Origin of the sequence: Dethiosulfovibrio faecalis, from assembly GCF_021568795.1 — a bacterium.
Taxonomy (GTDB): Bacteria; Synergistota; Synergistia; order Synergistales; family Dethiosulfovibrionaceae; genus Dethiosulfovibrio; species Dethiosulfovibrio faecalis.
Genome location: NZ_JAKGUE010000021.1, coordinates 1 through 22,170, shown reverse-complemented (window position 1 = coordinate 22,170; position 22,170 = coordinate 1). Strand labels below are relative to the sequence as shown.

Sequence of the window (22,170 nt, the reverse complement as noted above, 5' to 3'; positions counted from 1 at the left end):
GGATGGACGAACTCTCCATTGTCTCACTCGATAACGTAGGCTACTCCTACGTCGAGGAAGGCAATCCCGCCCTCAGGGAAATATCCCTGGAGGTGCGACGGGGCGAGTGGCTTGCTCTTTTGGGCGGCAACGGCTCCGGCAAGTCCACGCTGGCAAAACACCTTAACGCCCTGCTCGCTCCGATGCAGGGCGCTTGTTTTATATCCGGAATGGACAGCGGAGACGAAAGGAACCTCTGGGAGATAAGAAAGACCATCTCGATGGTATTTCAAAACCCGGAAAATCAAATCGTCTCCACGGTGGTGGAGGACGACACCGCCTTCGGACCGGAAAACCTGGGCCTCCATCCCGACGAGATCGAGAACAGAGTCAAAAAGGCTCTCGGTATCGCGGGATTGAGCGATAAAGCTAAATCTGCATCCTACACCCTATCGGGAGGCCAGAAGCAACGTCTGGCTATCGCAGGCGCCATCGCCATGGAACCTCCCTGTATAGTCCTGGACGAACCTACCGCTATGCTCGATCCTCAGGGACGAGGCGAGGTAATGGCCCTTCTGGAGGATCTTCACGGTCACGGAATAACTATAATCCACATAACCCACAGGCTTGAGGAGATACGAAAAGCGACCAGAGCGGTCGTTTTGCAGGCAGGTCGGTTGATCTGGGACGGACTTCCCGAGGACCTGTTCAAAGAGCCTGAACTGACTTCGTGGGGACTGGAGCTTCCTCCTATAGTCTCTTTCTGGCGTCGTCTCAGGGAACGGGGTCTATGTAAGGACGACGTCATTCCCACCGTCGAAGGGTTGGTGAACCGACTATGTCGATAGAAGTGAGCAACCTGATCCATATCTACCATAGAGGGACCCCGCTGGAGACCGTGGCTCTGAGAGACGTATCCTTGGAGATACCCGGCGGAGGATGGATCTCCATAGTCGGCCATACCGGAAGCGGCAAATCCACCTTGGCGCAACATCTAGACGCTCTCCTGCTTCCCGATGAAGGCAGCGTCGTGGTCGACGGCCTATCCACGGACGTAAAGAAAGACCTCAGAAAGATCAGACGGAAGGTCGGATTGGTCTTCCAATATCCGGAACAACAGCTTTTCGCCGAAACCGTCAGGGAAGAGCTCTCTTTCGGTCCTAAAAACTGGGGAGAAATCGACGACCTCGATCGAACCCTGGCTGAGGTCATGGAGCAGGTCGGACTGGACGAATCCTATCTGGAAAGGTCTCCATTTAAATTGTCTGGTGGCGAGAAAAGGAGGGTCGCCATAGCCTCTGTCTTGGCGGTTAAGCCCTCCTATCTGGTCTTGGACGAGCCCACCGCAGGGCTGGACGCCTCGGGCCGTCATCGTCTGGTAGAACTGCTTTCCAGAATACACGAAAACGGGACGGCGGTCATAATGGTGACCCACGATCTAGAGATAGCTCTGGATCTGAGCGATAGAATAATCGCTCTCGAAAAAGGGACGATAGCCTGTCAGGGAACTCCGGAGGAAATAGTCCTCTCCTTGGAAAATCAACCTGTCTCCGGTCTGGTCCTACCCGATATATGTAAAATTTGGTTGGGCGTTAGAAAGAAAGGCATGGAGGTTCCCTTCAGCTGCGACCCCCTCTACCTTGCGGACTTTATCGCTGATAGGAGCTGATCGGTTTGAGATTTCTGGACAACCTGAGTTTCGGACAGTACATACCGGCGGATTCCCCCGTTCATAGAGGGGATCCCAGGTGTAAAATCCTGTCGATCCTGATCCTCTTGACCGGTGTATTTCTGGTGGATTCCCCCGTAGGGTTTATCTTCTGGGGGGGGCTGCTGTGGATGTTGAGCCTCATCTCGAAAATAGGCATCCCCGTTCTTCTCAGGACGGTAAGGCCTATAATGTTTCTTATAATCTTCACCGCTCTTATCAACCTGTTTTTTACCTCCGGAATCCCTCTGGTAGAATTAGGTCCCCTATCGATTACGAAAGAAGGAGTGCGATTAGGCGCCTATATGGCCCTTCGGCTGTTGTTTCTGATCCTCTTCGCCAACCTATTGACCTTGACCACTAGCCCCATGGCATTGGCTGACGGCATAGAATCTCTGTTGTCCCCCTTTAAAAGAATGGGGCTACCAGCACATGAGATGGCCATGATGATGACCATAGCCCTAAGATTTATCCCCACTCTGATGAACGAGACCGACAGGATAATGAAAGCTCAGCTGGCAAGAGGGGCCGATCTCGATAGAGGAGGATTGATTAAGAGACTAAAGGCCTTTATACCCGTACTTATTCCTCTGTTCGTGATAGTATTTCAGAGGGCCGACGATCTCGCCGTAGCAATGGAGGCCAGATGCTACAGGGGTGGAGGAGGGCGAACCAGAATGCGTCCTTTCACCTGGGGGATAGGTGAGACCCTGTCCTTAAGTTTCGTCCTGACCGTGGTGACGGCTTTGACCATCCTTGAAAGGCATATCGGGCTATGAAGTATGCATTGGAGCTATCCTACGAAGGCAACTATTTTTCCGGCTGGCAGCTGCAACCGGACTCGATAACGGTGCAAGAAGTTCTCGAGAAAGCCCTTACGGTTCTAGAAAGAGCTCCCGTCAGGGTTTCCGGCGCTGGAAGAACCGACAGCGGAGTCCATGCGAGAGGTCAGGTGGCATCCTTCGAGCTATCGAAAACGTGGGATCCCTACAGGCTCGTCCTTGCGATAAACGCCCATCTTCCAGAACACGTCTCGGTTATGAGGGCTTCTGCGGTCCCGAACTATTTCGACGCCAGACGGAGCGCTCTATGGAGGGAATATACCTATTTCGTATGGCATGGGCCTTCCTGCTTTCCCCATATCCGAGAAATGGTCTGGTGGAGAAAGAAGGACGACTGGGACATGGATGCGGTCGACGGATGTTGCAGGGCTTTGGTCGGGAAACACGATTTCAGCGCCTTCTGCAAACTCTCCGAATGTCCTGAAAACGCCGTAAGGACACTGTACAGGGTAAGACACATGAGGAGAGGAAGGTTGTCTATCTTCAGGATAAGGGGCAGAGGATTTCTTACCAACATGGTGAGGATAATCCTCGGAAATGTCGACGCCGTCGCGACCGGGAAGAAAAGGCTAGAGTGGTTCGAAAAATTGCTTCTCGGAGGAACGAGAGTAGACTCTGCTATGACGGCTCCCGCTTCGGGATTATTCTTTTGGCGGGTTGGCTACGACGATTTTTAACGGTAGAATCGTAGACGTTATCGTGTTCGAAGATTTAAGTCGTAATTGAGGAGGAGACTGCCACGTGTTTGGTTTGGGAAACGATATAGGCATAGACCTGGGGACGGCGACGGTCCTGATCTACGTCAAGGGTAAAGGTGTCGTCCTTCGGGAGCCCTCGGTCGTGGCGGTGGATCAGGAATCGGGTAAAATCCTGGCCGTAGGGTACGAGGCGAAGAACATGGTAGGACGGACTCCGGGAAACGTCGTATCGGTCCGCCCACTTAGAGACGGCGTTATCGCTGACTATACGATGACCGAGACCATGCTCAGATATTTCATGAGACGGGTCAACACCGGTATTCGCAGATTTTTCAGGAATAGGGTCATGATCTGCGTGCCCTCCGGGGCCACGGATGTCGAGAGGCGAGCCGTCCTGGAGGCTGCCGTCGAGGTGGGAGCCAGAGAGGCCTATCTCATAGAGGAGCCCATGGCAGCGGCCATTGGAGCCCAGTTGAACGTCGAGGAGCCCAGAGGTAAAATGGTCGTCGATATAGGCGGCGGTACCACCGACATAGCGGTGATATCCTTAGGCGGTATCGTTATATCGAAATCGCTGCGAATCGGAGGAGACAAGTTCGACGAATGCATAATGCGCTACCTTCGTAGACAGTACAACCTCGCCATAGGCGAGCAGATGGCAGAAAACCTGAAGATAATGATCGGGACCTGCCTCGCCGACGGGGAGGAGACGGAGATGACCTTGAAGGGCAGGGATCTGGTCCAGGGACTGCCCCGACAGATCGACGTAAGTAGCCGAAGCGTCTGTTCCGCCATAGGGGAGAGAGTCCAATCAATAGTCGACGGGGTGAGAAACGTTTTGGAGCTCACGCCGCCGGAGCTTTCCGCCGATATTATAGACGGAGGGATAGTTCTTACCGGAGGAGGATCCCTTTTGAGGGGGCTGCCGGAGCTCATATCAAGGCAGACCGGAATCAGATGTTTCGCGGCGGATCAGCCTACCGAGTGCGTTGCCTTGGGAACGGGAATAGCCCTGGCGAACATTAACAGGCTGCTGGCTTCAGGAAAGGGAGGAATCCTGTTCTCGGCCAGAAGAGGACGTCGCCGTCGTTGGTGAGGAGGGACATTAAGAGTGCATAAAGGCATTTACGCCGGAGTATCGGCCATGATGGTACAGCAGGGAGCTACCGACTGTGCCGCCAACAACCTAGCGAACGTCGACACCGCCGGGTTCAGGGCTAGAAAACCTATAACAAAGTCGTTTCCAGAGGTCCTGATGGAAAGGGTCGATCCCGCCAAGGGACAGGGAGAGATCCCGCCTTGGCCTTGGAGGAGTCACCCTATCGGAAGCGCCTCCATGAATCAGGTGCTTTCCGAGACATATATGTCCACCGATGAGGGGAGCCTCCAGGTCACGGACTCCCCGTTGGACGTTGCCTTGAACGACGGGAACGGTTTTTTCGTGCTTCAGGACGGAGAGGGTAACCAGTTTTACTCCCGATCCGGTCACTTCCTCGTCAACGAAGGAGGCCAACTGGTCAACCCCGACGGGTATCTGCTCGTGGGAGACGGAGGTCCTATCGAGGTTGGAGAGGCCGCTGCCGTATCATTCACCGATGACGGACAGATAATCGCGGACGGGGTCGCCGTGGCTCAGATGGACATCGTGGGATTCGACTCACCTACCGCCCTCAGACAGATGGGTAAAAACCTTCTGGCCGAAACGGAGGATTCCGGAGCTCCTGTTCCCTTTGAGGCTCCTCAGGTGGCTGTAGGGGTACTGGAGCGTTCCAACGTCAACGTCGTCGAGGAGATGGTTCGCCTTATAGAGGCCCAGAGAGCATACGAGGCCGCATCGAAGGGAATCCAGACTTCCGACGACATGACCGGACAGCTCATAACGTCCTTGGCTAAGCCTTAAGGAGGATAAATCATGATAAGATCTCTTTGGACCGGCGCGACCGGAATGATAGCCCAGCAGACCAACCTAGACGTTACCTCCAATAATCTGGCCAACGTCAACACAGTGGGCTTCAAGAAGGTGAAGACCAACTTCGCCGACCTTCTCTATCAGATAAACCGCGAACCCGGTGCTCCTGTCGAGGGAGGGACCACGGTTCCCACGGGAATACAGGTGGGGCTGGGTGCCAGGGTTACCGGAACCTCCAGGATAACCACTCCCGGTAGTTACGAAATCACCGATGCGCCTCTGGATATCGCCATAGAGGGAAATGCCTACTTTCAAGTCGTCCTTCCCAACGGGGATATCGCCTACTCGGCCAACGGAGAATGGCAGAGAGACGGCGACGGTCAGGTAGTCACCTCGGACGGATATCTTCTGGAGCCCGCCATAGTCATACCCGAGGATGGAACGGACATAACCATAAGCTCCACCGGACAGGTCTACGTAACCCAGCCCGGCGACGACGAACCCCAGGAGATCGGTCAGATAGAGCTGGTCCGTTTCGTGAACCCTGCCGGTCTTAGAGCGATAGGGCGCAACCTGTTCAGGGAAACCGCCGCCAGCGGAGACCCTCAGGTGGGTAATCCGGGAGACGATGGTTTTCCCACCTTGCAGCAGGGCATACTCGAGAGATCGAACGTTCAGGTCGTGGAGGAAATGGTCAACCTCATAGTCGCTCAGAGGGCTTACGAGGCCAACTCCAAGACCATCCAGACCGCCGACAGACTTCTGGAAGTTGCAAACGGCCTCAAACGTTAACAATAGGAGGATTCTGGATGGTTTCCTCAAACGCCGGGCGGCGGGTCCTCCTGAGGGCCCGCCTCTGTCGTATAATAGCCTTGATGGCGATCTTCTCCGTATTGTCCTTTTCGACCGAGGCATTGGAGCTTTCGGTGGAGATAAACTCGGGGGTGGTCGTCCCGTCTGGACCGATCAGGCTGAAGGACGTCGCCTACGTCGCCTGCGACTCTCCTGAGATATTGACCGGAAGTTCCTCCTCCATATTGAGGTCTTCTGGAAATGTCATCACCCCGGAGGACGTCGTTGTGGCCCTCACTCAGGCCGGTATAGGCGGAGTCTCTCTTCGGCTGCTCATGGCTGATCGGGTCCCGTTTCGACGTGAAAACGACGTCGAGCGATGGCTCAGGAACTACTCTGGATGGACGGGAGCTCTCGAGGTAGAGTCCGACGCCTTCCCCTCGGGAGGAAGGCTGATACCTCCCGACTCCCTCTATCCCGGAGCTCAAGCGGTAAACCTCAGGTTCGACGTGGCCGGAGTAGAGCAGATATGTCCCGCCAGGTTACGATGGCTTCTTCCTGCGGTTGTGGCCGATAGCTATCTCAGAAAAGGAGTATATATAAAAAACACCGACCTGGCGGTCACGGTAGTAGAGGTGAGGAGAAACAGAAAATATTACGACGACCCCAAAGACCTGGTTGGGATGACTGTGGAGAGGGACATGGCCAGAGGCGATCCCTTTACCGTAAGGATTACCGAGGAACCCGAGCTGGTTCGAACCGGCGACATCGTTCGGCTTCTGTATCGTAGCGGCTCTTTATTGGTCTCGACGTCGGGAAGAGCCATGGACAGAGGTGCTTTGGGAGATAGAATAAAGGTCCGTAACGATAAAACCAGAAAAATAGTGTTCGGAATAGTGACCGGGCCTGGAACCGTGGAGGTGAGTGAATGAAATCCTTAACTATAGTGATGTTGGCCGTCTGTCTGGCCTCTGCTCCGATCTCCTGCGTATCAGGTCAATCCCTATGGCAGGACGGCACGAACTACATAGGGGATGACAGACCGTCCAGAGTGGGGGACATCGTCATGGTCGAGGTCGACGAAAGAAGCGACACCGAGGACGAGGCCAAGACGGAGACCACCAAAGAGGGTGGAGCGAACGTAAGCGAGGGAACCGGTATATTGGACTTCATCAAGGGGCTGAGCCTTACGTCCAGCACGACCAGCACAGGGGACGGATCTTCTGAGAGAAGCTACAGGACCAGGGCCAAGGTCACCTGCGTCGTGACGGAAGTGCTCCCGAACGGCAACCTGATCATAGAGGGAACCAGAGATCTTCAGACTCACGGCGAAACCCTGAAAATGAGGTTCAGAGGGGCTATCAGGCCTCAGGACGTCGACGGAGATAACACTATCTCCAGCGAGAGAGTCGCTAACGTGGACCTCATAGTCGACGGCAAGGGCACCCTTACCAGGCTTCAAAAGCCCGGCATGTTGACCCAGATCCTGCAGGCAATCTTCTAGGAGGTCCCGATATAGATGAAGATAATAAAAGCGATACTTTTGTCCCTTGCTGTGTCTCTTTCCGTGGTCGGGCTGAGCGTAGGCGCCCCCGTAAGTCCGGAGGTTCGCATAAAGGATCTTGCCGATATCGAAGGGGTCAGGAGCAACCAGCTCTCCGGAGTCGGTGTGGTGATGGGACTACAGGGTACGGGGGACAAGTCGAACATGTCCATACAGGTCCTTCGCAACCTTATGCGCCGTTTCGGTGTGACCCTGTCGGATAAGGACGTCAAGAGCAAAAACGTCGCCATGGTGGCTGTTACGGCCGAGCTGCCTCCTTTCGTTCGCTCCGGACAGACGGTGGACGTCACCGTAAGTACCTTAGGAGACGCCAAGAGTCTTCAAGGAGGCGTCCTTCTCCAGACACCTCTCAAGGCGGCGAACGGCAACGTCTACGCCGCCGCCCAGGGTCCGGTTTTGGTCGGCGGATTCTCCGCCGGCAGAGGGGGCTCAAGCGTCACCAAAAACGTCGTTACCGTGGGACGCGTCGACGGCGGAGCTATCGTTGAAAGAGACGTCTCAACCGAATTTTCCTACGGAGGAAGACTTTCCCTTCTGCTGAGGAACCCGGATTTCACCACCTCCAGGAGGATAGCCGACGCCATAAACAAGAAGTTTGGATCGATAGCCTCCGCCGTGGACGCCGGACGGGTTCAGATACAGCTCCCAGGATCCTACGGGGCCTCGCCTTCCGCCTTCATAGCCGACATGGAGAACATGAGGGTTACGCCGGATATGCAGGCCAAGGTCGTGGTAAACGAGAGGACCGGAACCGTAGTGATGGGAGGGAACGTCCAGATCAGCTCCGTCGCGGTGGCTCACGGAGACCTGACCGTCAGGATCGATCAGGAAAATCAGGTATCCCAACCGGATCCTTTTTCTCGAGGGGTTACCATGCCATACGCCAACGACACGGTACAGGTGGAGGAAAAGAGAGGTTCCTTCATAAAGATGGAATCCACCACCACGGTAGATCAGTTGGTGGACGCGATCAACGCGGTAGGAGCGTCTCCCAGAGACGTTATAGGAATATTGCAGGCTATAGATAGAGCCGGTGCGCTTCACGGCGAACTGGACGTCATGTAAGGAGGAATCCGAGGTGAAGATAGACAACTCCGAACTATCGGCCCTCAGTTTAAACGGAGGACGAAAAAAAGACCCTCATGAAACTCTCAAGAAGGCCTGTCAGGATTTCGAGAGCGTCTTCATGGCCCAGACCTGGAAAGAGATGATGAAACAGGCTCGGGAGATAGGCGGTAAAGACGAGGACGACCGTCCCTTCGGAATATTGGAAGACCTCTCCGTGGAGATGGCCTCGGAAGCTCTGGCGGGACAGAACGAAAACGGTCTTTGGAAAGTACTTTACGATTCCCTGGCGTCCTCCTTGCCCGACGAAGATACCGGAAAATCATGAAGCCATCCTCTCCCTGGTGGTCCGAGGGGCTTAGATTCTCCTGTGCAGGCTGTGGAAGATGCTGCAGAGGGGAGCCCGGGGCTATCTTTTTTTCCAGATACGAGGAGATGAGGATCGCATACTGTCTGGGGCTGTCCTTGGGGGAGTTTCGCAGAAGATACGTAACCGGTAGATGGGGATTGCCCAGCATCGACGAGAGATGGAACGGCGAATGCCTTTTCTACGATCCCGTCACCGCCAGATGCCGTATATATCCGACTCGTCCCCTACAGTGCAGGACATGGCCCTTCTGGCCGGAGATACTGGATAGTTCGGAATCCTGGCGAAAGGCCTCTAGAATGTGTCCCGGAATGGATCAGGGAGTCATGCACGATGCCTCTGAAATAAGGAATGTGTTGGATTCCTACGTCAAATATCTCGGGGAGTTGGTAAATTGACCTCCTTAGCAGATGCCTTGCCGGAGATGAATTGGCAGCTTATCTTCTTCACCGTCCTTCTAAGCGCCCTGGTGGCCTTCCTGGGTGACATGTTAGGCATGAAGATCGCCAAAAAAAGGGTAACACTTTTCGGCTTGAGGCCCAGACATACCAGTACCCTTATAACAGCCATAACCGGCATGGTCATAGCCATGGGGATAATGACCGCTCTGGCGGTGACTTCCGATACCGTCAGAACCGCTCTTTTCAGCTTGAAATACGTTCAGAGGCAGGTCCTGGATCTGACCTCCCAGCTTCAGGAGGCCCGAGACGAATCGGATCTCATGGGTATCCGCTATGTCGAAAGCCTTCAGAAACTGGAAAACAGCGAGAAGGAACTGGCTCAGGTGAACGAAAAGCTGAACTCTCTCACCCCGGAACTCGAGGCTACGAAAGAGGAGATATCCGAGTTGCGATCTCAGAGGGAGGAGCTTGAGAAACAGATAGAGGCTCTTCGTTCCGAGGCGTTAAACCTTCGTAGGGGACTGGAGGCGGTCAGAGAAGGACGAGTAGTGGCCTTTGCGGATGAACTTCTGGCTCAGGAGACAGTTCCGGAGGGAGCCTCCAGGGAAGACCTGCTCTCGATAATGTCCAATCTGAGGAATAAAGTGAGGTTCATAGTCTCCAGACGAGCCTCCATCTCTCCGGAGGATATCTCCGTCGGAAAGGACGAGCAGGAGGAGGAGCGGGTCATCTCCAGATGTCTCGTCATAAACAGCAGAAAGGTCGTTCGGGCCAGAGCTCTTTCCAACGTGGTCGCCGGGGAGCCGGTTATCCTCAGCTACAGGGTTTACGAGAGCGTTAGGGTCTATAAAAAAGGCGAGTTAGTTTTCAGAAAAGCGGTCCCCCCTGTGAGCGACGTAGCCGAGGCGGAAGGTGCCCTTCACGAGGTGCTCAGGGAGGTAAACCCCATAGCGGTCGGAGACGGGATCCTGAGAGACCCCTTCACCAGGACGGTGGGACAGATAGACGCCACCGATTTCTACGAGGCGGTGGACAGTCTTAATGAGACCAAGGGCTCCCAGATAATAGTGTCGGTTCTGGCCGCCGAGGACATATACACCGAGGGACCGGTCAGGGTCACTTTGGCGATCGGCCTCGACGAGAGGTAGACCAGATGGACCGGGAATATCTTTATTACGACAGTAAAATAGGACTTTCCTCCGAGGAGCTTCAGGGTTTGTATCGATTTACCCGATGGGGAAGAAGCCGTTCCGTCTCTCAGATAGAGAGGATGCTAGATGGGACGGATCTCTGCTTTTCCGTCCGTCACGAGGGGGAACTGGTGGCGTTTTGTCGTATCATCACCGATTTCGTCTTCAGGGCCTCTCTGTGGGACGTGGTGGTCCATCCGGACCATCAGGGGCAAGGGCTCGGTTCCAGCCTGATGGGGTATGCTCTGGAACACCCTGCCATAAGGAATATACCTATGATAACCACCTATAGCAGCGAGCTGGGTCCATTTCTGGCCAACATGGGGTTCGAGCCCAAAGAAGGAATGATGATGTTGCTTCGGTGTCCCATAGAATACTCATGACTCCGATCGAACTCTTTATGCATTTCCTGTGGCCCGTAAGCTGTCCCGTTTGCGGAAAGATGGGCAACGTTCTCTGCCGATCCTGCTCGGACGAAATGGTTCAGAATAGCCCTTTACTATGTCTGGTGTGCGGAGAGCGGATCCCCTGTCACCTTCACTATCGACGTTATCCTTACGTTTCGGGGGCCCTGCATTCCGGCATGGTTAGGGAATTGGCGTTGTCTCTGAAATATCAGGGTAAATCGGGAACGGGGAGGATAATGGGACGGTCCTTGGGATCCGTAATAACCATGCCCTTTCCCCAAAACCGCATAGTGCCCGTTCCGCTCCATCGTGGAAGCAACAGAAAATATAACCAATCGCGATGGCTGGCCTTGGGAATTTCGGATGTTTGGGGTGTGATCCTGTCGGATCACCTGAAGTGGAGGATATCGGAAAAACAGTCACTCCTTGGAGCCGAGGCCAGAAGGAATATGCCGGAAGGCGCCATCCTGTGGAGAGGCCCGAACCTGAAGGGACAGAACTGCACCCTTGTCGACGACGTAAAGACGACCGGGACCACCCTTCTTAGAGGAGCCGAGGCTCTTTACGATGCCGGTGCCGAGAGGGTTTTATCCATTACTTGGAGTCGGTCGATAAACGCTAACGAGAGAGGAGATCTACCATGGAGCTGAAGCACTGTAGAATTTGCGACAAAGTCTTTGCCACCGTCTCGTCGGATATATGCCCCTCCTGTTGGGATGAGCTGGAAGAAGTCTACATGAACGCCAGGAAGGCCATCAGGGATAACTGGAAATCTCGATGGGACATTTACTCCTTGGCCGAGGCGTTGGACGTAGACGAGATGTACCTGGAAGTGCTGGTGGACCAGGGGCGACTGGACCTCTCAGTCGAAGGAGACGGCAAGCCCCGTTGTAAATCCTGCGGAGCCGAGGTCTACCCTGGACAGGAGTACTGCGACTCATGTAGGGGTAAGTTGATAAAGGGTTTTTCATCCGATGGAGAGCACAAGAAAAAAACCATGTTCCGACAGGAACGAAGGGATCGGAAAGAATAAATCCTGCAAACTTCGACCTATTAAGGAGTCGGGCTCGAAATCCGATACATAACCAGATGATCCTGGGGGGGATATCACTATGATCGATAAAATAGTAGGATCTTACTTATACAACGGCGGTTCTCCCGTAAAGAACCGTAAAAAACTCGACTCCGACGGTGTTAAGCCTCAAAAGGTGGATGGGGTAGAGGTAAGCGATTTCGCTCAGACCCTGGGCAAGGCTATGGTCGAATCCAGAAAAGTATCGGACGTGAGACAGGAAAAAGTCCAGGCGATGTCCGATAGCATAGAGTCCGGTTCCTACAATCCCGATATGGGGATCTTGGCGGCCAAGCTGATATCGGCCGGTCTGACGAAGACATCCGATTGATATGTGGTCGTCTCAGCTAATAGATGTCGTCGAACGGCAAGCGGAGGCGATTCGTCGCGTCCTGTCCGTGGTCGTGAAACAGCGAGAGGCGCTCAAAGAGGGGCGCCTCGAACTTTTGAAGGACCTCCTCAGGGAGATGGATCAGGCCCACCAAGACGCTATTACGGCCGAGTCGTTGAGGCTTCAGGTTGTTCGAAAAATAGCCGAGAGCAGAAACTGTTCCCCGACGTTGAACGACCTCGCCGCTTCCGGGACCTCAGAGGAGTCCGAAGCTATCCTCGAGGCGGGGGAAAAGCTCAGAGCCGCTGTCGAATCGGCTCAATCCGAGATGGCGCTATTGAACTCCCTCGTGGAGGAAAACAGAGCCCTGAACGAGATGCTAATAAGCGAATGGCGTCGTTTAGGCGGAAACCAATCCCTATCGTCTCTTGATTTGAAAGGTTAGGTGAGTTTTATATGATCAATAACTTTTTCGGATTCGAAATGGGGAAGAGAGCTCTAAGCTATTTTCGCCAGGGATTCGAGACCTCCGGTCACAACATATCAAACGCCGACGTAGAGGGCTACTCCCGTCAAAGGGTGGAGGCCTCTTCCACCTATCCTTTCACCGATCCCGCCATGAACCGTCCGGCCATACCGGGCCAGATAGGTACCGGTGTCAAGGTGGACGCCATAGTTCGCCTTAGAGACCAATTTCTGGACCTTCAATACAGAGAGGAGACCACGGTAAAGGGTTATTGGGACATAATGACCGAGGCTCTGGACACCCTCGAGACCTTCGTCAACGAGCCCAACGGAGAGAGCGTAAGGGTCGGTCTGGACGAGTTCTGGTCCGCCCTTCAGGAGGCGTCGAAATTCCCCGATAGCTCTTCCGCCAGAGAAAACCTCATATCGAAAGCCGGAACTTTAGGAACCTACCTAGACAGTCTGGCGAGAAACTACGAAGAGTACAGAACGAACCTGAACGATCAGCTCGCTTTGACCGTGGAGGAAGCCAATACCTACATAGACCAGATCGCTGCTTTGAACGTAACCATCAGAGAGGTTGAAGGAGTCGGAGGCAACCCCAACGACCTTTACGATCGCAGGGATCTTCTTGCGGAAAAGCTCTGCTCTCTTATCGATTCCGAGGTTAGCTCCCCCTGCGACATGGACGACGGCGAGTACAAAATCTATCTCGGCGGCAGGATATTGGTCCAGGGAGATAAATCCCGACACTTGAAGCTGGTGTCGGTCACTGGGAACGAAGGCTTTTTCGACGTACAGGTCGAGGACAACACGTTTGAGCACGTTTCCGACACGGAGGTGTTGACAGCTTCCATCGGGCAGGACGCCCTTGAGGCCATCCATTCCGTCGCGGTGGAAAGACTTGCCAGCGAGACCACCTGGAAAATCGGCGGAGGAGACATCAACGGAGCTATAGGAAGGCTTCCCGTCAGCGATCCCGATGCGTCCATGAACATAGAGGGAACCGTCAGGCTGCAGGTCGGGACCTCCGGTACAAGGGCTACCGGATCTCAGCTGGACAATCAGTCGGGAAGCCCCGTCCTTCTGAGCCTTCCAGGGGGGGACGATCCTACGGAATACGTGTTCCGCATAGCCTCCCAGGATCTCCATTCCCTTCCAGGCAATCCCGACGAGATGTACGTCACGGTTGAGTGGAACAGCGCCACGTCGGACTGGGAGATCTCCAGTCGCTGCGGAACCTCCACCTCGGCTGGACCGATAGGGGTGGGAAATAGCCTCGACCTGAACGAGCTTCAGGACTTTCTTCAAAACGACTCCGGCGTGGGCGGCTTGATGGGTTTCAACGTCGAGACCTCCGGCACCGTGGACAGACTGGTTGTGAGGTCCGGAGACGACCACCTGCTGTCCTTCAACGACATGAAGGGAGACCTCCTCTCCGGGGCTGTCGGACTGTCCAACGACTCCCCGGTGGTGACGGTGGAGATCGAGGACGGCGACAGCCTCAGGACAGTCGCCAACAAGATCAACGGTGCCTACAACAACGGAGAGGGTATGCCAGACGATCCGTCGGAATGGCTCCACGCCTCGATAGAGACCAACGGTGACGGAGACTTCTACCTCGTCCTCGAGAGCGATATCGTGGGGGAGGGGAACAGGATAAACGTCATGGGTTCCGATAAGGGAGACTCCTACGCCGCCAGACGGTTAGGTCTGATGTCCGGAGACTCCGACGTGTACGACTCGGAGATCATCTCCACCTCCACCGACGCCCTTTTGATGGTCGATAACGAGATGTACCTCTCTTCCTTCAACGACTTTCGTCAAGCGAGAAAACTCTCTCCCGAAGATGGCTACAGCGCCTCCACCATGAGCGACGTCTCGAAGGGGATAGTCTTCCACTTGAAGGGAACCGGAACGTCTACCGTAAGAGCCGAACACCACGTTACCGGAGGAGAGATAAAATCCTTGATGGAGGTCAGGGACGACGTCATCCTTCAACACCTGGAGTCCTTCGACGCCATAGCCTACAACCTGGTAAACGAGATGAACGCGGTGCATTACGCCGGTCACGGAACCGGCGAATACTCCGAGGTGACGGGGACGGCGTTTTTCTCCAACATATCCACCGTCGCAGGAGCGTCCAGGAATCTATCCGTCAACGATCTCCTTAGCCAGGCCTCCGGTCTTTTCGCCGCCGCCGCCGACGACGGTGACGGCCAATCCAAGGGCGAGGGAAACGGTGATAACGCCATCGCCATGGCTCAGCTGAAACAGGCCAAGGTAATGGCCGGCGACAGCGCTACCTTCAACGAATACTACGAGGATTTCATAGCCAGGCTTGGGGTGGAAAGCCAGAGATCCCAGGCCATGCTCTCCAACCAGACCGCTCTGGTGGACCAGATAGAGTCGCAGAGGCAGTCGGTCATGGGGGTCAATATAGACGAGGAGATGATGAACATTATGCAGTTTCAGCAGTCCTTCAACGCCATCTCTCGTTACGTAACGACCCTGGACGAGATGCTCGACAAGGTTATAAACGGCATGGGCCGCGTTGGCCTGTAAGGAGGGGTAACCCATGAGAAGGGTCAGTAACTCCATGATGTACGGCGGCATGATGACGGACATGCACAATAACTTGGCCCGTCTTCTTAAGATGAACAAACAGGGATCTACGGGAAAGCTGCATCATAAGCCTTCCGATTCTCCCATCGACGTTACCAGAGAGCTTTCTCTCAGTACCACCATATACGAGAACGAACAATACATAAGAAACATGAGCGATGGCCTTACGTGGCTGAAGAACACCGACACCGCCCTGAACCAGATCGGCGAGATGACCGATCGAGTCAGAGCCCTCACCGTGAGGGCCGGAAGCGGTGGTTTGAACGACGCCGAGATGGAGGCCATAGCTCAGGAGATGAAGCAGCTCCAGGAGGGCATAAGGGAGGCGGCCAACTATAGCGTGGAGGGAAGGTATCTCCTTTCCGGGGCGGCTACGTCCGTGCCCGCCTACCAGAGGGACGACGAGGGACACGTCGTTTACATGGGCAACGACTACCGGGTCCAGTTCGAGATGGAGCGGGGCATAGTCAGCGACGTCTCTCTTACCGGCAAAGAGGTCTTCCCCGACGACTACACTCAGTATGCTCTGAGGAGCGTAGATCTGCCAGCCGACTTCGAGTGGTCCGGCAGAAACGAGATTATACAGATAAAAATCGGAGATCGATCCGTTAAGGTGAGGATACCTGAGGACGATTGGCAGGACGACAAGCACGACAGCTCGGTGGTTACGGACTACAACCGCTTCAGGGATCCCGGCGAGTTGAACCCCATGACTCTGGACCAGATCGCCGAGACCATAGAGAACTCGGTGAACATGGGCGACGCCGGCAGACTCATATCGGTGCAGGTGGTCAAGGATCAGAACACCGGGATCCAGAACCTGGAGATCCGAAGCCACACCGGAGATCCCATATCCATGACCTCGTGGCCCGAGACGGACGACATGCCTATGAACCAGGCGGTGGAATCCCTTCTGGTGGACGACTCCGTTGCAGGAGGCTACGTACTCCCGTCGGATGGGTCGATCGATATAACCCTTGGGGACGATCCTAACGTCACGACCCTGAACTTCACCGCCGGCATGACTCTGGAGGAGATGGCCGACCAGATCTCAGGACAGGAGGGGCTGGTAGGCAAGGTTATAGGCGCCGGCACCCCATCCGCCAAACTGGTTATCGTAGCCAGCGATGAGAACGTCAAGCTCAATGTGACCCCCGAGGGCGGAGCGACCGCTCTCTTCGGCGCCGATCCCTTGGCGTCCGAGGCTGTATCCCAGCCTGACGACCAGAGCCATATAGGGCTCATGGGGCTTCTCGGCATGGAGACGTCTCTACAGGGAACAGAGTATCCCCAGGGTGCGGTGGTGGCCTCCGGTCTCTCCGACGTGAACAAAGTCCACTTTTACGTGGAGTCCGGTAAAAACAGGGCCGAGATTCTGGTCAACTCCGGTCCGGACATGACGCTAGAGGATCTGGCCCAGGAAATAAGGGCCGTGGCGGGCGACTGGCTCGAGGTGGTGGTTCAGACCGACCCGGGAGACGCCGTGGGCGGTCCCGATATATCGGGCAGCAACGAGGAGAAAGGAACTCAGCGTTTGGTTATGAGGACCAAGGATGCCGGGGCTCCCGTAAGCATCATGGATCTGGCAACCGACGGGGTCAACGATAACACGTCTATCGTTCAGTCCATGGGGCTGTCCACCGCCGTATACGCTCAGGGAACGGCGGAATTTCCCAGCGGAGGGGATTTGGACCCCAATATGCCGGCCAGGATGACGGTCTCGGTCGGTCAAAGGGATTACGCCGTAAAGCTCTACGCCGCCGACGTGGCTACCGGGGGCGTGGTGGATAACGTAAAGATGGCTCAGGAGATCCAGCGTCAGGTCGGGAAAGGCCCAGACGGCAAGGATCTCATAGGCTTCAAGGAGCTTTCCTCCGGCGGAGTGGCCCTGTTCGCAACGTCTGGGGAACCTCTACAGTTCGTGGACCGTTCCTTCGGGGATCCCTCCGTTGACGAATACAGCGCCGGACTGGCCCTCCAGAGCGGAATAGCCTCGGGCATACAGGGAGAGGCGGTCGCCCAGGGAACGGCGGTCGGAGCCGGTGGCGGAGTGGTCAGAGTCGAGGCCATGGGGCGGTCGGTGGACATATCCGTTGCGCCGGGAGACACCATGGGAGACTTTGCCGAAAAGCTTCGCAAATACGCCGGGAACTGGCTCAACGTATCCTACGTCGACACCGATCTGGACGACGGAGGCAACGACGTGAGGCTGTCAATATCGGCAAAGGACGGCTCCGCCGTCAACGTCTACGACCTGGAACCGGCCGCTATGTCGGCAGGTGGCCCCGGTGCGGCGGCAGCTTTCGGCATAGACACGGCGATACGGGGAGCGGCCCTTCCTGCCGTTCCGGTTGTCGTCGACGACACCACGAACACCCTCACGATATCGGTGGACGGATACGAGCATACCATGGACCTCAGGGAGCTTGATGCCGACGGAAGCGGAGATCTGAGCCACGACGAGATGACCTCGGTCGTGGACCTTATAAACGCCCGCTTCCAGGGACAGGACGTCGAAGCCCAGCTATATACCGATCAAGCCGGAGACGACCACGTCATATTGACCTCGCCCAAGGGGTATGGAATAGAGGTCTCGGGCGACCTGGCCGCCGATCTTTTCGGAGCCGCCACGGTCTCCAGTCCGAGTCACGGAGGCTCCGGTCCCTACGGTCAGGTAGTTACGAGGCGCACTGGGGCGGACTATCACCAGACCGACTTCTTCGGCATGATGGAGGACATCATAGACGCGGTAGAGGGGCAGGACAGAGAGGCCCTTACCAACCTACTGGGAGATATCGACGGACAGATCGACTCTCTTCTTCGCCGACGCACCGAGGAGGGAGCCCTGGTCAAACGGTACGAGGGCAGCTCCGACAGGCTGACCCAGAACAACGGCAACTACACCGAGCTGTACAGCTCCATAAGCGACACCGATCTGGCCAAGATGGCCATGGAGTACATGTCGGCTCAATCGGTCTATCAGGCCGGACTTGCCACCATAGCCAGGATAATCCAGCCCACGCTGGTGGACTTTCTGAGTTAGGCTTAAGGGAGATATTTATGAAAAAACTTTCTTCTTCCAAGGTCAAGGATGTCTCATACGACGAAAGCGACGTTTTCTCTTTTCCCAAAGGAATACCAGGATTCGAGCATCTACGTGAATGGCTTATCGTTGGCGATGAAGATTCTCCGGTTAAGTGGCTTCATTCTGTAGAAGAGGACGTGGCTCTTCCTATAGCACATCCTAGGACCTTCTTCGGAAATTATGATGCCAAAATATCAAAGGCAGCTTTGACCGATCTCAAGACCGAAAACGAAGAGGATCTTACCGTCGTGGTTGTATTGTCCATTGCCGGAGGAGATATAAAACACTCTACGGTAAACCTTAAGGCCCCTATCCTTATAAACAGCGATAAAAGATTGGGAATGCAGATAATTGCCCTTAACGAGAACTACGATGTTAGACATCCTCTGTTTCCCTCTTCTTCTCAGGATTCAGGTTCTGACTGATGTTGGTCTTGTCCAGGAAAACAGGCGAATCCATCACGATAGACGAAGGAATCGTCGTGACCGTTTTAGAGATTAGAGGAGATTCTTTAAAACTTGGAATAGATGCTCCTGCCTATGTCCCTATTTGGCGTACGGAAGTATTGGAGGATATCAAGGAACAGAACCGTTTGGCTGCATCCAAAGATAACGACAACGATGTCCTGAGGATAGGAGAGTTGTTGTCTGGTAAAAAACATGAAAAACAGTAGACGTCTTGTGAGGGGAGTTTGTGATGGTATCCTTTGATCACGCAGTTTGGGAGAAAAACCTTGTGGAACTCAGGGCGCAGCAGCCTCTGTTGGCCTCTCTCCTTGAAGAGCGTCTATCTGAAAGGGGAGTTCCTCATTTTGAAGTCTCGGCCGGATCGAGAGGTAACTGGATACGGTTCTCCGACGAAGTTGAAAACGGCCCTTTTTTTGACGTATCAACGGATCGCCCCACTCAAAGGCCTAAAGATAATCAGGCGCTGTTCTTCGTGATGGGGGTTGGCTATCCTCCCTCTTTGTTTCACGTCATGTGGGGATTGCCGATAGGGGCTTTGAGCGTAGTCGTCTTCGAACCCAATGTGGATCTTCTTATCTTTACCTTAGGGGTGACTTCCGTTTATAAAGCGGTTCCTGCTGGGTGTCGCATATCGTTTTTAGCCTCTTCGGAAAAATCGATGGTCAGAGAGGCCCTAGACGTAAATATCAGGCCAATGGGTGCCTTTGTCGTAGTCGAGGGGAAGACGATCGAGAACAAGGGAGAGCTGGAGGTCTTTTACCAGGATTTTTCAGAGCTTTGGAGGGGGTTCGCTAAAGAAGTTCGAACTCATATCGATACGTTGGGCAACTCTCCGGAAGACACGCTGATAGGAGTGCGACAGGTCGCATTGAATTGTCCTTGGGTGTTGAAGAACCCATCTCTCGCTGTTTTAGCCGACCGGTTTGCCGATCGTCCCTGTGTGTGTGTGGCCTCCGGCCCTTCTCTGGAGAAAAACATCCATTTGCTTAAAGGCATGGAGGATCGTTGTCTGATAATTTCCGCCGACACCGCCCTTCGTCGACTTTTCGAGGAGGGGATCCACCCACACGCGGTCGTTACCTTGGAGCGTCCAGTTCATACTTATACGAATTATTTTCGTTATCTGGTTGAAAATTGGCCCGACGAATGTGCCGACGTCCTTTTGGTGAGCCAGGGGGTCTCCCCGCCTCAGATACAGGGACGTTGGCCTGGCCCTAAAATTATCGTAGGTAAATCAGAAGTGCCTGTGGATTCTTGGTTTTTAGGTGCGTTACTGGGAGGAAGCACCATGAGATCCGGAATGTCCGTGGCCCATATGGGGCTTGTCTTGGCACAGATTTTAGGGGCTAAGAATGTAGCCCTTATCGGTCAGGACCTGGCCTTTGGCGAGGATGGCAGTTCTCACGCCGGATCCACGGCGGCTTCGTCCGCTCAATCTCTAGAGAAGGAGAGAGGAAAATCTAATTATCTGGAGATTCCCGGATCACTGGGAGGAACTGTAAAAACACATAACACCTGGTTCTTGTTTCTTCAGATCTTCGAAAATCTAATCCCCGGTATGCCGCTATCCGTGTTCGATTGCACGGAGGGCGGAGCCTTTATAAATGGAACGGAGGTAAAACCTCTTTCCGAGTTCATAGATGCTTTTGTCTCCTCCTCTTCGCCTATGGAAAAGGCTCCCGGAGATCTCGTCCTGGAAAATACCGGCATGACGGAGGAAAAGAATATATCCGAGATCTTGAAAAAGATAGAGAGAGGGTTAAAGGGACTCGACTGGAGTCTATCTGAGGTTGATGAACTGGACCGTATGGTCGATAGGACCGTAGCTGCCGGATTAGGCTCACAAAAACGTCGCGACATAGCCTCGGAGATGTCCGAGAGGCTCGATAGGCTGAACGGCATAAATCCGGTTTTGGCTTTCGTCGGTCAGAGTTATGCCAATTTGTCCGGCATGGATATCGTTAGAACCAGATGGCTTGAGTCCGTATCTGACATAAGAGAGTGGGAAGCGATCCACAGAGAGATGTTCAAAGCCCACAGAATCTGTGCCAAGTACATGAAACAATGGCTTGGATATGTGTCGTCTCTTTTAAAAGAAATTCTCTCCGACCCTGAAATGGTGGAAAAAGCTAAAGAAACTTCGCTAGAGCGATGGTTCCGAAACGGCGAAGACGCCGTTTTGGATATCTCCGGAACGGAGATGGTATCCTTCAACCTCATGATGGCCCAGAACGACCCTGTAGCTCAAGGATGGCCTCTCGACTACCGTTGGAGGTGCGCTCTCGTTCTTCACGGTCAAGGTCGAGCGGAGGAAGCCTTTTACATAATGGAGTCGGTGGCGGCGGAACTTCAAGGAACTCGGTTGGAGAACGACGTTATGGTCCAGTTTTTGAAGGACTACGCCATGATATCGTCTACTCACGACCTCTGTTTTATCCCTCAATATAAATTTGCGAAAATGCTGTTGGACAACGCGAGAAGATACGCCCCGGAGGATCAGGAGATACCCAAACTGATCGATGAAGCCATGACGGGACTCAAGACATACCTGGACGATCTATCTCATTTCCGTCTGGTATCCGACTCCTTAGGTTTCGACACCAAACGGTTGGAGGCAGACAGGCTATTAACCCGAGGCGATTTGATTGGTTCCATGAAGTTGGTGCTGGAGATTATCGATGAATACCATAAAGAGCGTCCGGGAGGATGCGCTCCTTTGCTGGAGTGGTTGGTCAAGACCTCTGTCGATTGTCTCGATGCACAGGATCCGTCCATAGCGGAAACGTCTCAAGAGATCTGCCGATCTTTGGCTAAAAAAACGGAGATTTTTAAAAACCTTCGTGTTCTCCTGCCTATGAGACTTATGGAGTTTGTTCCTCAAGACCTCAAGCTGATGGAGGATATATCCGAAAAAAAAATGACAACGGGAGGTGATGCCTGAGCTGTCGTCGACGTTGATTTTGAAGAGGTTCCATAAGGATATATGTATATTCGTAACATTGTAGGCAAGGAAGCCTACCTATCGTACAAGGAGGTTACAAGATGAGAGTTTATCACAACGTACCTGCGCTTTTTGCGTATAACTCGCTTAGTTCCACCAACAACAACCTTCAGAAGTCGATCAACAAGCTGTCGACCGGTCTGAGAATCAACTCGGCCGCCGACGACGCAGCCGGTCTCGCCATCAGCGAGAAGATGCGTGC

At 54.3% G+C, this 22,170-nt stretch carries 24 protein-coding genes; all 24 read left to right on the top strand.

Translation table 11 applies throughout. From position 1 onward, the window contains the following. Window positions 1-2 precede the first annotated feature (2 nt). Window positions 3-827: an energy-coupling factor transporter ATPase gene (locus tag L2W58_RS11625; protein ID WP_236103594.1), complete on the top strand. Its 825-nt coding sequence runs from the start codon at window positions 3-5 to the stop codon at window positions 825-827. Then, window positions 818-1,648: an ATP-binding cassette domain-containing protein gene (locus L2W58_RS11620; RefSeq protein WP_236103592.1), complete on the top strand. Its 831-nt coding sequence runs from the start codon at window positions 818-820 to the stop codon at window positions 1,646-1,648. The genes L2W58_RS11625 and L2W58_RS11620 overlap by 10 nt, the downstream gene beginning before the upstream one ends. Window positions 1,649-1,653: 5 nt before the next feature. Next, on the top strand, window positions 1,654-2,466 hold the full coding sequence (locus L2W58_RS11615) for an energy-coupling factor transporter transmembrane component T family protein (RefSeq protein WP_236103590.1): 813 nt from the start codon (window positions 1,654-1,656) through the stop codon (window positions 2,464-2,466). Beyond that, on the top strand, window positions 2,463-3,206 hold the full coding sequence (gene truA, locus L2W58_RS11610; protein WP_236103587.1) for a tRNA pseudouridine(38-40) synthase TruA: 744 nt from the start codon (window positions 2,463-2,465) through the stop codon (window positions 3,204-3,206). The genes L2W58_RS11615 and truA overlap by 4 nt, the downstream gene beginning before the upstream one ends. A gap of 64 nt (window positions 3,207-3,270) precedes the next feature. Then, on the top strand, window positions 3,271-4,323 hold the full coding sequence (mreB, locus tag L2W58_RS11605) for a rod shape-determining protein (protein ID WP_236103585.1): 1,053 nt from the start codon (window positions 3,271-3,273) through the stop codon (window positions 4,321-4,323). 15 nt (window positions 4,324-4,338) lie between these two features. Continuing rightward, window positions 4,339-5,127 carry a flagellar hook-basal body protein gene (locus L2W58_RS13185; protein WP_236103583.1) on the top strand — a complete coding sequence of 263 codons (789 nt, stop codon included), beginning with the start codon at window positions 4,339-4,341 and terminating at the stop codon, window positions 5,125-5,127. 12 nt (window positions 5,128-5,139) lie between these two features. Next, window positions 5,140-5,928: a flagellar basal-body rod protein FlgG gene (gene flgG, locus L2W58_RS11595; RefSeq protein ID WP_236103581.1), complete on the top strand. Its 789-nt coding sequence runs from the start codon at window positions 5,140-5,142 to the stop codon at window positions 5,926-5,928. Window positions 5,929-5,945: 17 nt separating this feature from the next. Next, entirely contained in the window at window positions 5,946-6,860 is a 915-nt protein-coding gene (gene flgA / locus L2W58_RS11590) for a flagellar basal body P-ring formation chaperone FlgA (RefSeq protein ID WP_236103579.1), read from the top strand. Next, window positions 6,857-7,432 (top strand): flagellar basal body L-ring protein FlgH, encoded by a 576-nt coding sequence (locus tag L2W58_RS11585; protein WP_236103571.1) that lies wholly within the window; start codon window positions 6,857-6,859, stop codon window positions 7,430-7,432. The genes flgA and L2W58_RS11585 overlap by 4 nt, the downstream gene beginning before the upstream one ends. Window positions 7,433-7,447: 15 nt before the next feature. Next, window positions 7,448-8,557 (top strand): flagellar basal body P-ring protein FlgI, encoded by a 1,110-nt coding sequence (locus tag L2W58_RS11580; RefSeq protein WP_236103569.1) that lies wholly within the window; start codon window positions 7,448-7,450, stop codon window positions 8,555-8,557. Between the two features lie 13 nt (window positions 8,558-8,570). After that, window positions 8,571-8,885 (top strand): hypothetical protein, encoded by a 315-nt coding sequence (locus tag L2W58_RS11575; RefSeq protein WP_236103566.1) that lies wholly within the window; start codon window positions 8,571-8,573, stop codon window positions 8,883-8,885. Beyond that, window positions 8,882-9,322: a YkgJ family cysteine cluster protein gene (locus L2W58_RS11570; RefSeq protein ID WP_236103564.1), complete on the top strand. Its 441-nt coding sequence runs from the start codon at window positions 8,882-8,884 to the stop codon at window positions 9,320-9,322. The genes L2W58_RS11575 and L2W58_RS11570 overlap by 4 nt, the downstream gene beginning before the upstream one ends. After that, window positions 9,319-10,473, top strand: coding sequence for a DUF3084 domain-containing protein (locus L2W58_RS11565; protein WP_236103562.1), 1,155 nt, complete (start codon window positions 9,319-9,321; stop codon window positions 10,471-10,473). The genes L2W58_RS11570 and L2W58_RS11565 overlap by 4 nt, the downstream gene beginning before the upstream one ends. A gap of 5 nt (window positions 10,474-10,478) precedes the next feature. Beyond that, window positions 10,479-10,898, top strand: coding sequence for a GNAT family N-acetyltransferase (locus L2W58_RS11560; protein ID WP_236103560.1), 420 nt, complete (start codon window positions 10,479-10,481; stop codon window positions 10,896-10,898). Then, window positions 10,877-11,572, top strand: a complete 696-nt coding sequence (locus tag L2W58_RS11555) for a ComF family protein (protein ID WP_236103559.1) — start codon at window positions 10,877-10,879, stop codon at window positions 11,570-11,572. Before L2W58_RS11560 ends, L2W58_RS11555 begins: the two co-directional genes overlap by 22 nt. Further along, complete coding sequence (locus L2W58_RS11550) at window positions 11,563-11,955, top strand: DUF4506 domain-containing protein (protein ID WP_236103557.1); 393 nt, start codon at window positions 11,563-11,565, stop codon at window positions 11,953-11,955. The genes L2W58_RS11555 and L2W58_RS11550 overlap by 10 nt, the downstream gene beginning before the upstream one ends. Window positions 11,956-12,034: 79 nt before the next feature. Then, on the top strand, window positions 12,035-12,325 hold the full coding sequence (locus L2W58_RS11545; protein WP_236103556.1) for a flagellar biosynthesis anti-sigma factor FlgM: 291 nt from the start codon (window positions 12,035-12,037) through the stop codon (window positions 12,323-12,325). Between the two features lies 1 nt (window position 12,326). Further along, window positions 12,327-12,770, top strand: a complete 444-nt coding sequence (flgN, locus tag L2W58_RS11540; protein ID WP_236103554.1) for a flagellar export chaperone FlgN — start codon at window positions 12,327-12,329, stop codon at window positions 12,768-12,770. Window positions 12,771-12,781: 11 nt separating this feature from the next. Continuing rightward, window positions 12,782-15,355, top strand: coding sequence for a flagellar hook-associated protein FlgK (gene flgK, locus L2W58_RS11535; protein WP_236103553.1), 2,574 nt, complete (start codon window positions 12,782-12,784; stop codon window positions 15,353-15,355). 13 nt (window positions 15,356-15,368) lie between these two features. Beyond that, entirely contained in the window at window positions 15,369-18,458 is a 3,090-nt protein-coding gene (gene flgL, locus L2W58_RS11530) for a flagellar hook-associated protein FlgL (protein WP_236103551.1), read from the top strand. Window positions 18,459-18,475: 17 nt separating this feature from the next. Beyond that, complete coding sequence (fliW, locus tag L2W58_RS11525; protein ID WP_236103549.1) at window positions 18,476-18,925, top strand: flagellar assembly protein FliW; 450 nt, start codon at window positions 18,476-18,478, stop codon at window positions 18,923-18,925. Then, window positions 18,925-19,173 carry a carbon storage regulator CsrA gene (gene csrA, locus L2W58_RS11520; protein WP_255700534.1) on the top strand — a complete coding sequence of 83 codons (249 nt, stop codon included), beginning with the start codon at window positions 18,925-18,927 and terminating at the stop codon, window positions 19,171-19,173. Before fliW ends, csrA begins: the two co-directional genes overlap by 1 nt. A 62-nt stretch (window positions 19,174-19,235) precedes the next feature. After that, window positions 19,236-21,908 carry a motility associated factor glycosyltransferase family protein gene (locus L2W58_RS11515; protein WP_236103546.1) on the top strand — a complete coding sequence of 891 codons (2,673 nt, stop codon included), beginning with the start codon at window positions 19,236-19,238 and terminating at the stop codon, window positions 21,906-21,908. Window positions 21,909-22,009: 101 nt separating this feature from the next. Further along, window positions 22,010-22,170 (top strand): flagellin N-terminal helical domain-containing protein (locus L2W58_RS11510; protein ID WP_476700527.1); only part of this gene is annotated, 161 nt, incomplete at its 3' end.

Bases quoted from the DNA above. Each gene is read 5' to 3' on its own strand.
- L2W58_RS11570 (WP_236103564.1), top strand. From the start codon at position 8,882: ATGAAGCCATCCTCTCCCTGGTGGTCCGAGGGGCTTAGATTCTCCTGT.
- L2W58_RS11625 (WP_236103594.1), top strand. From the start codon at position 3: ATGGACGAACTCTCCATTGTCTCACTCGATAACGTAGGCTACTCCTAC.
- csrA (WP_255700534.1), top strand. From the start codon at position 18,925: ATGTTGGTCTTGTCCAGGAAAACAGGCGAATCCATCACGATAGACGAA.
- L2W58_RS11550 (WP_236103557.1), top strand. From the start codon at position 11,563: ATGGAGCTGAAGCACTGTAGAATTTGCGACAAAGTCTTTGCCACCGTC.
- flgA (WP_236103579.1), top strand. From the start codon at position 5,946: ATGGTTTCCTCAAACGCCGGGCGGCGGGTCCTCCTGAGGGCCCGCCTC.
- flgN (WP_236103554.1), top strand. From the start codon at position 12,327: ATGTGGTCGTCTCAGCTAATAGATGTCGTCGAACGGCAAGCGGAGGCG.
- flgK (WP_236103553.1), top strand. From the start codon at position 12,782: ATGATCAATAACTTTTTCGGATTCGAAATGGGGAAGAGAGCTCTAAGC.
- L2W58_RS11585 (WP_236103571.1), top strand. From the start codon at position 6,857: ATGAAATCCTTAACTATAGTGATGTTGGCCGTCTGTCTGGCCTCTGCT.
- flgL (WP_236103551.1), top strand. From the start codon at position 15,369: ATGAGAAGGGTCAGTAACTCCATGATGTACGGCGGCATGATGACGGAC.
- L2W58_RS11560 (WP_236103560.1), top strand. From the start codon at position 10,479: ATGGACCGGGAATATCTTTATTACGACAGTAAAATAGGACTTTCCTCC.
- truA (WP_236103587.1), top strand. From the start codon at position 2,463: ATGAAGTATGCATTGGAGCTATCCTACGAAGGCAACTATTTTTCCGGC.
- L2W58_RS11580 (WP_236103569.1), top strand. From the start codon at position 7,448: ATGAAGATAATAAAAGCGATACTTTTGTCCCTTGCTGTGTCTCTTTCC.
- fliW (WP_236103549.1), top strand. From the start codon at position 18,476: ATGAAAAAACTTTCTTCTTCCAAGGTCAAGGATGTCTCATACGACGAA.
- L2W58_RS11545 (WP_236103556.1), top strand. From the start codon at position 12,035: ATGATCGATAAAATAGTAGGATCTTACTTATACAACGGCGGTTCTCCC.
- flgG (WP_236103581.1), top strand. From the start codon at position 5,140: ATGATAAGATCTCTTTGGACCGGCGCGACCGGAATGATAGCCCAGCAG.
- L2W58_RS11620 (WP_236103592.1), top strand. From the start codon at position 818: ATGTCGATAGAAGTGAGCAACCTGATCCATATCTACCATAGAGGGACC.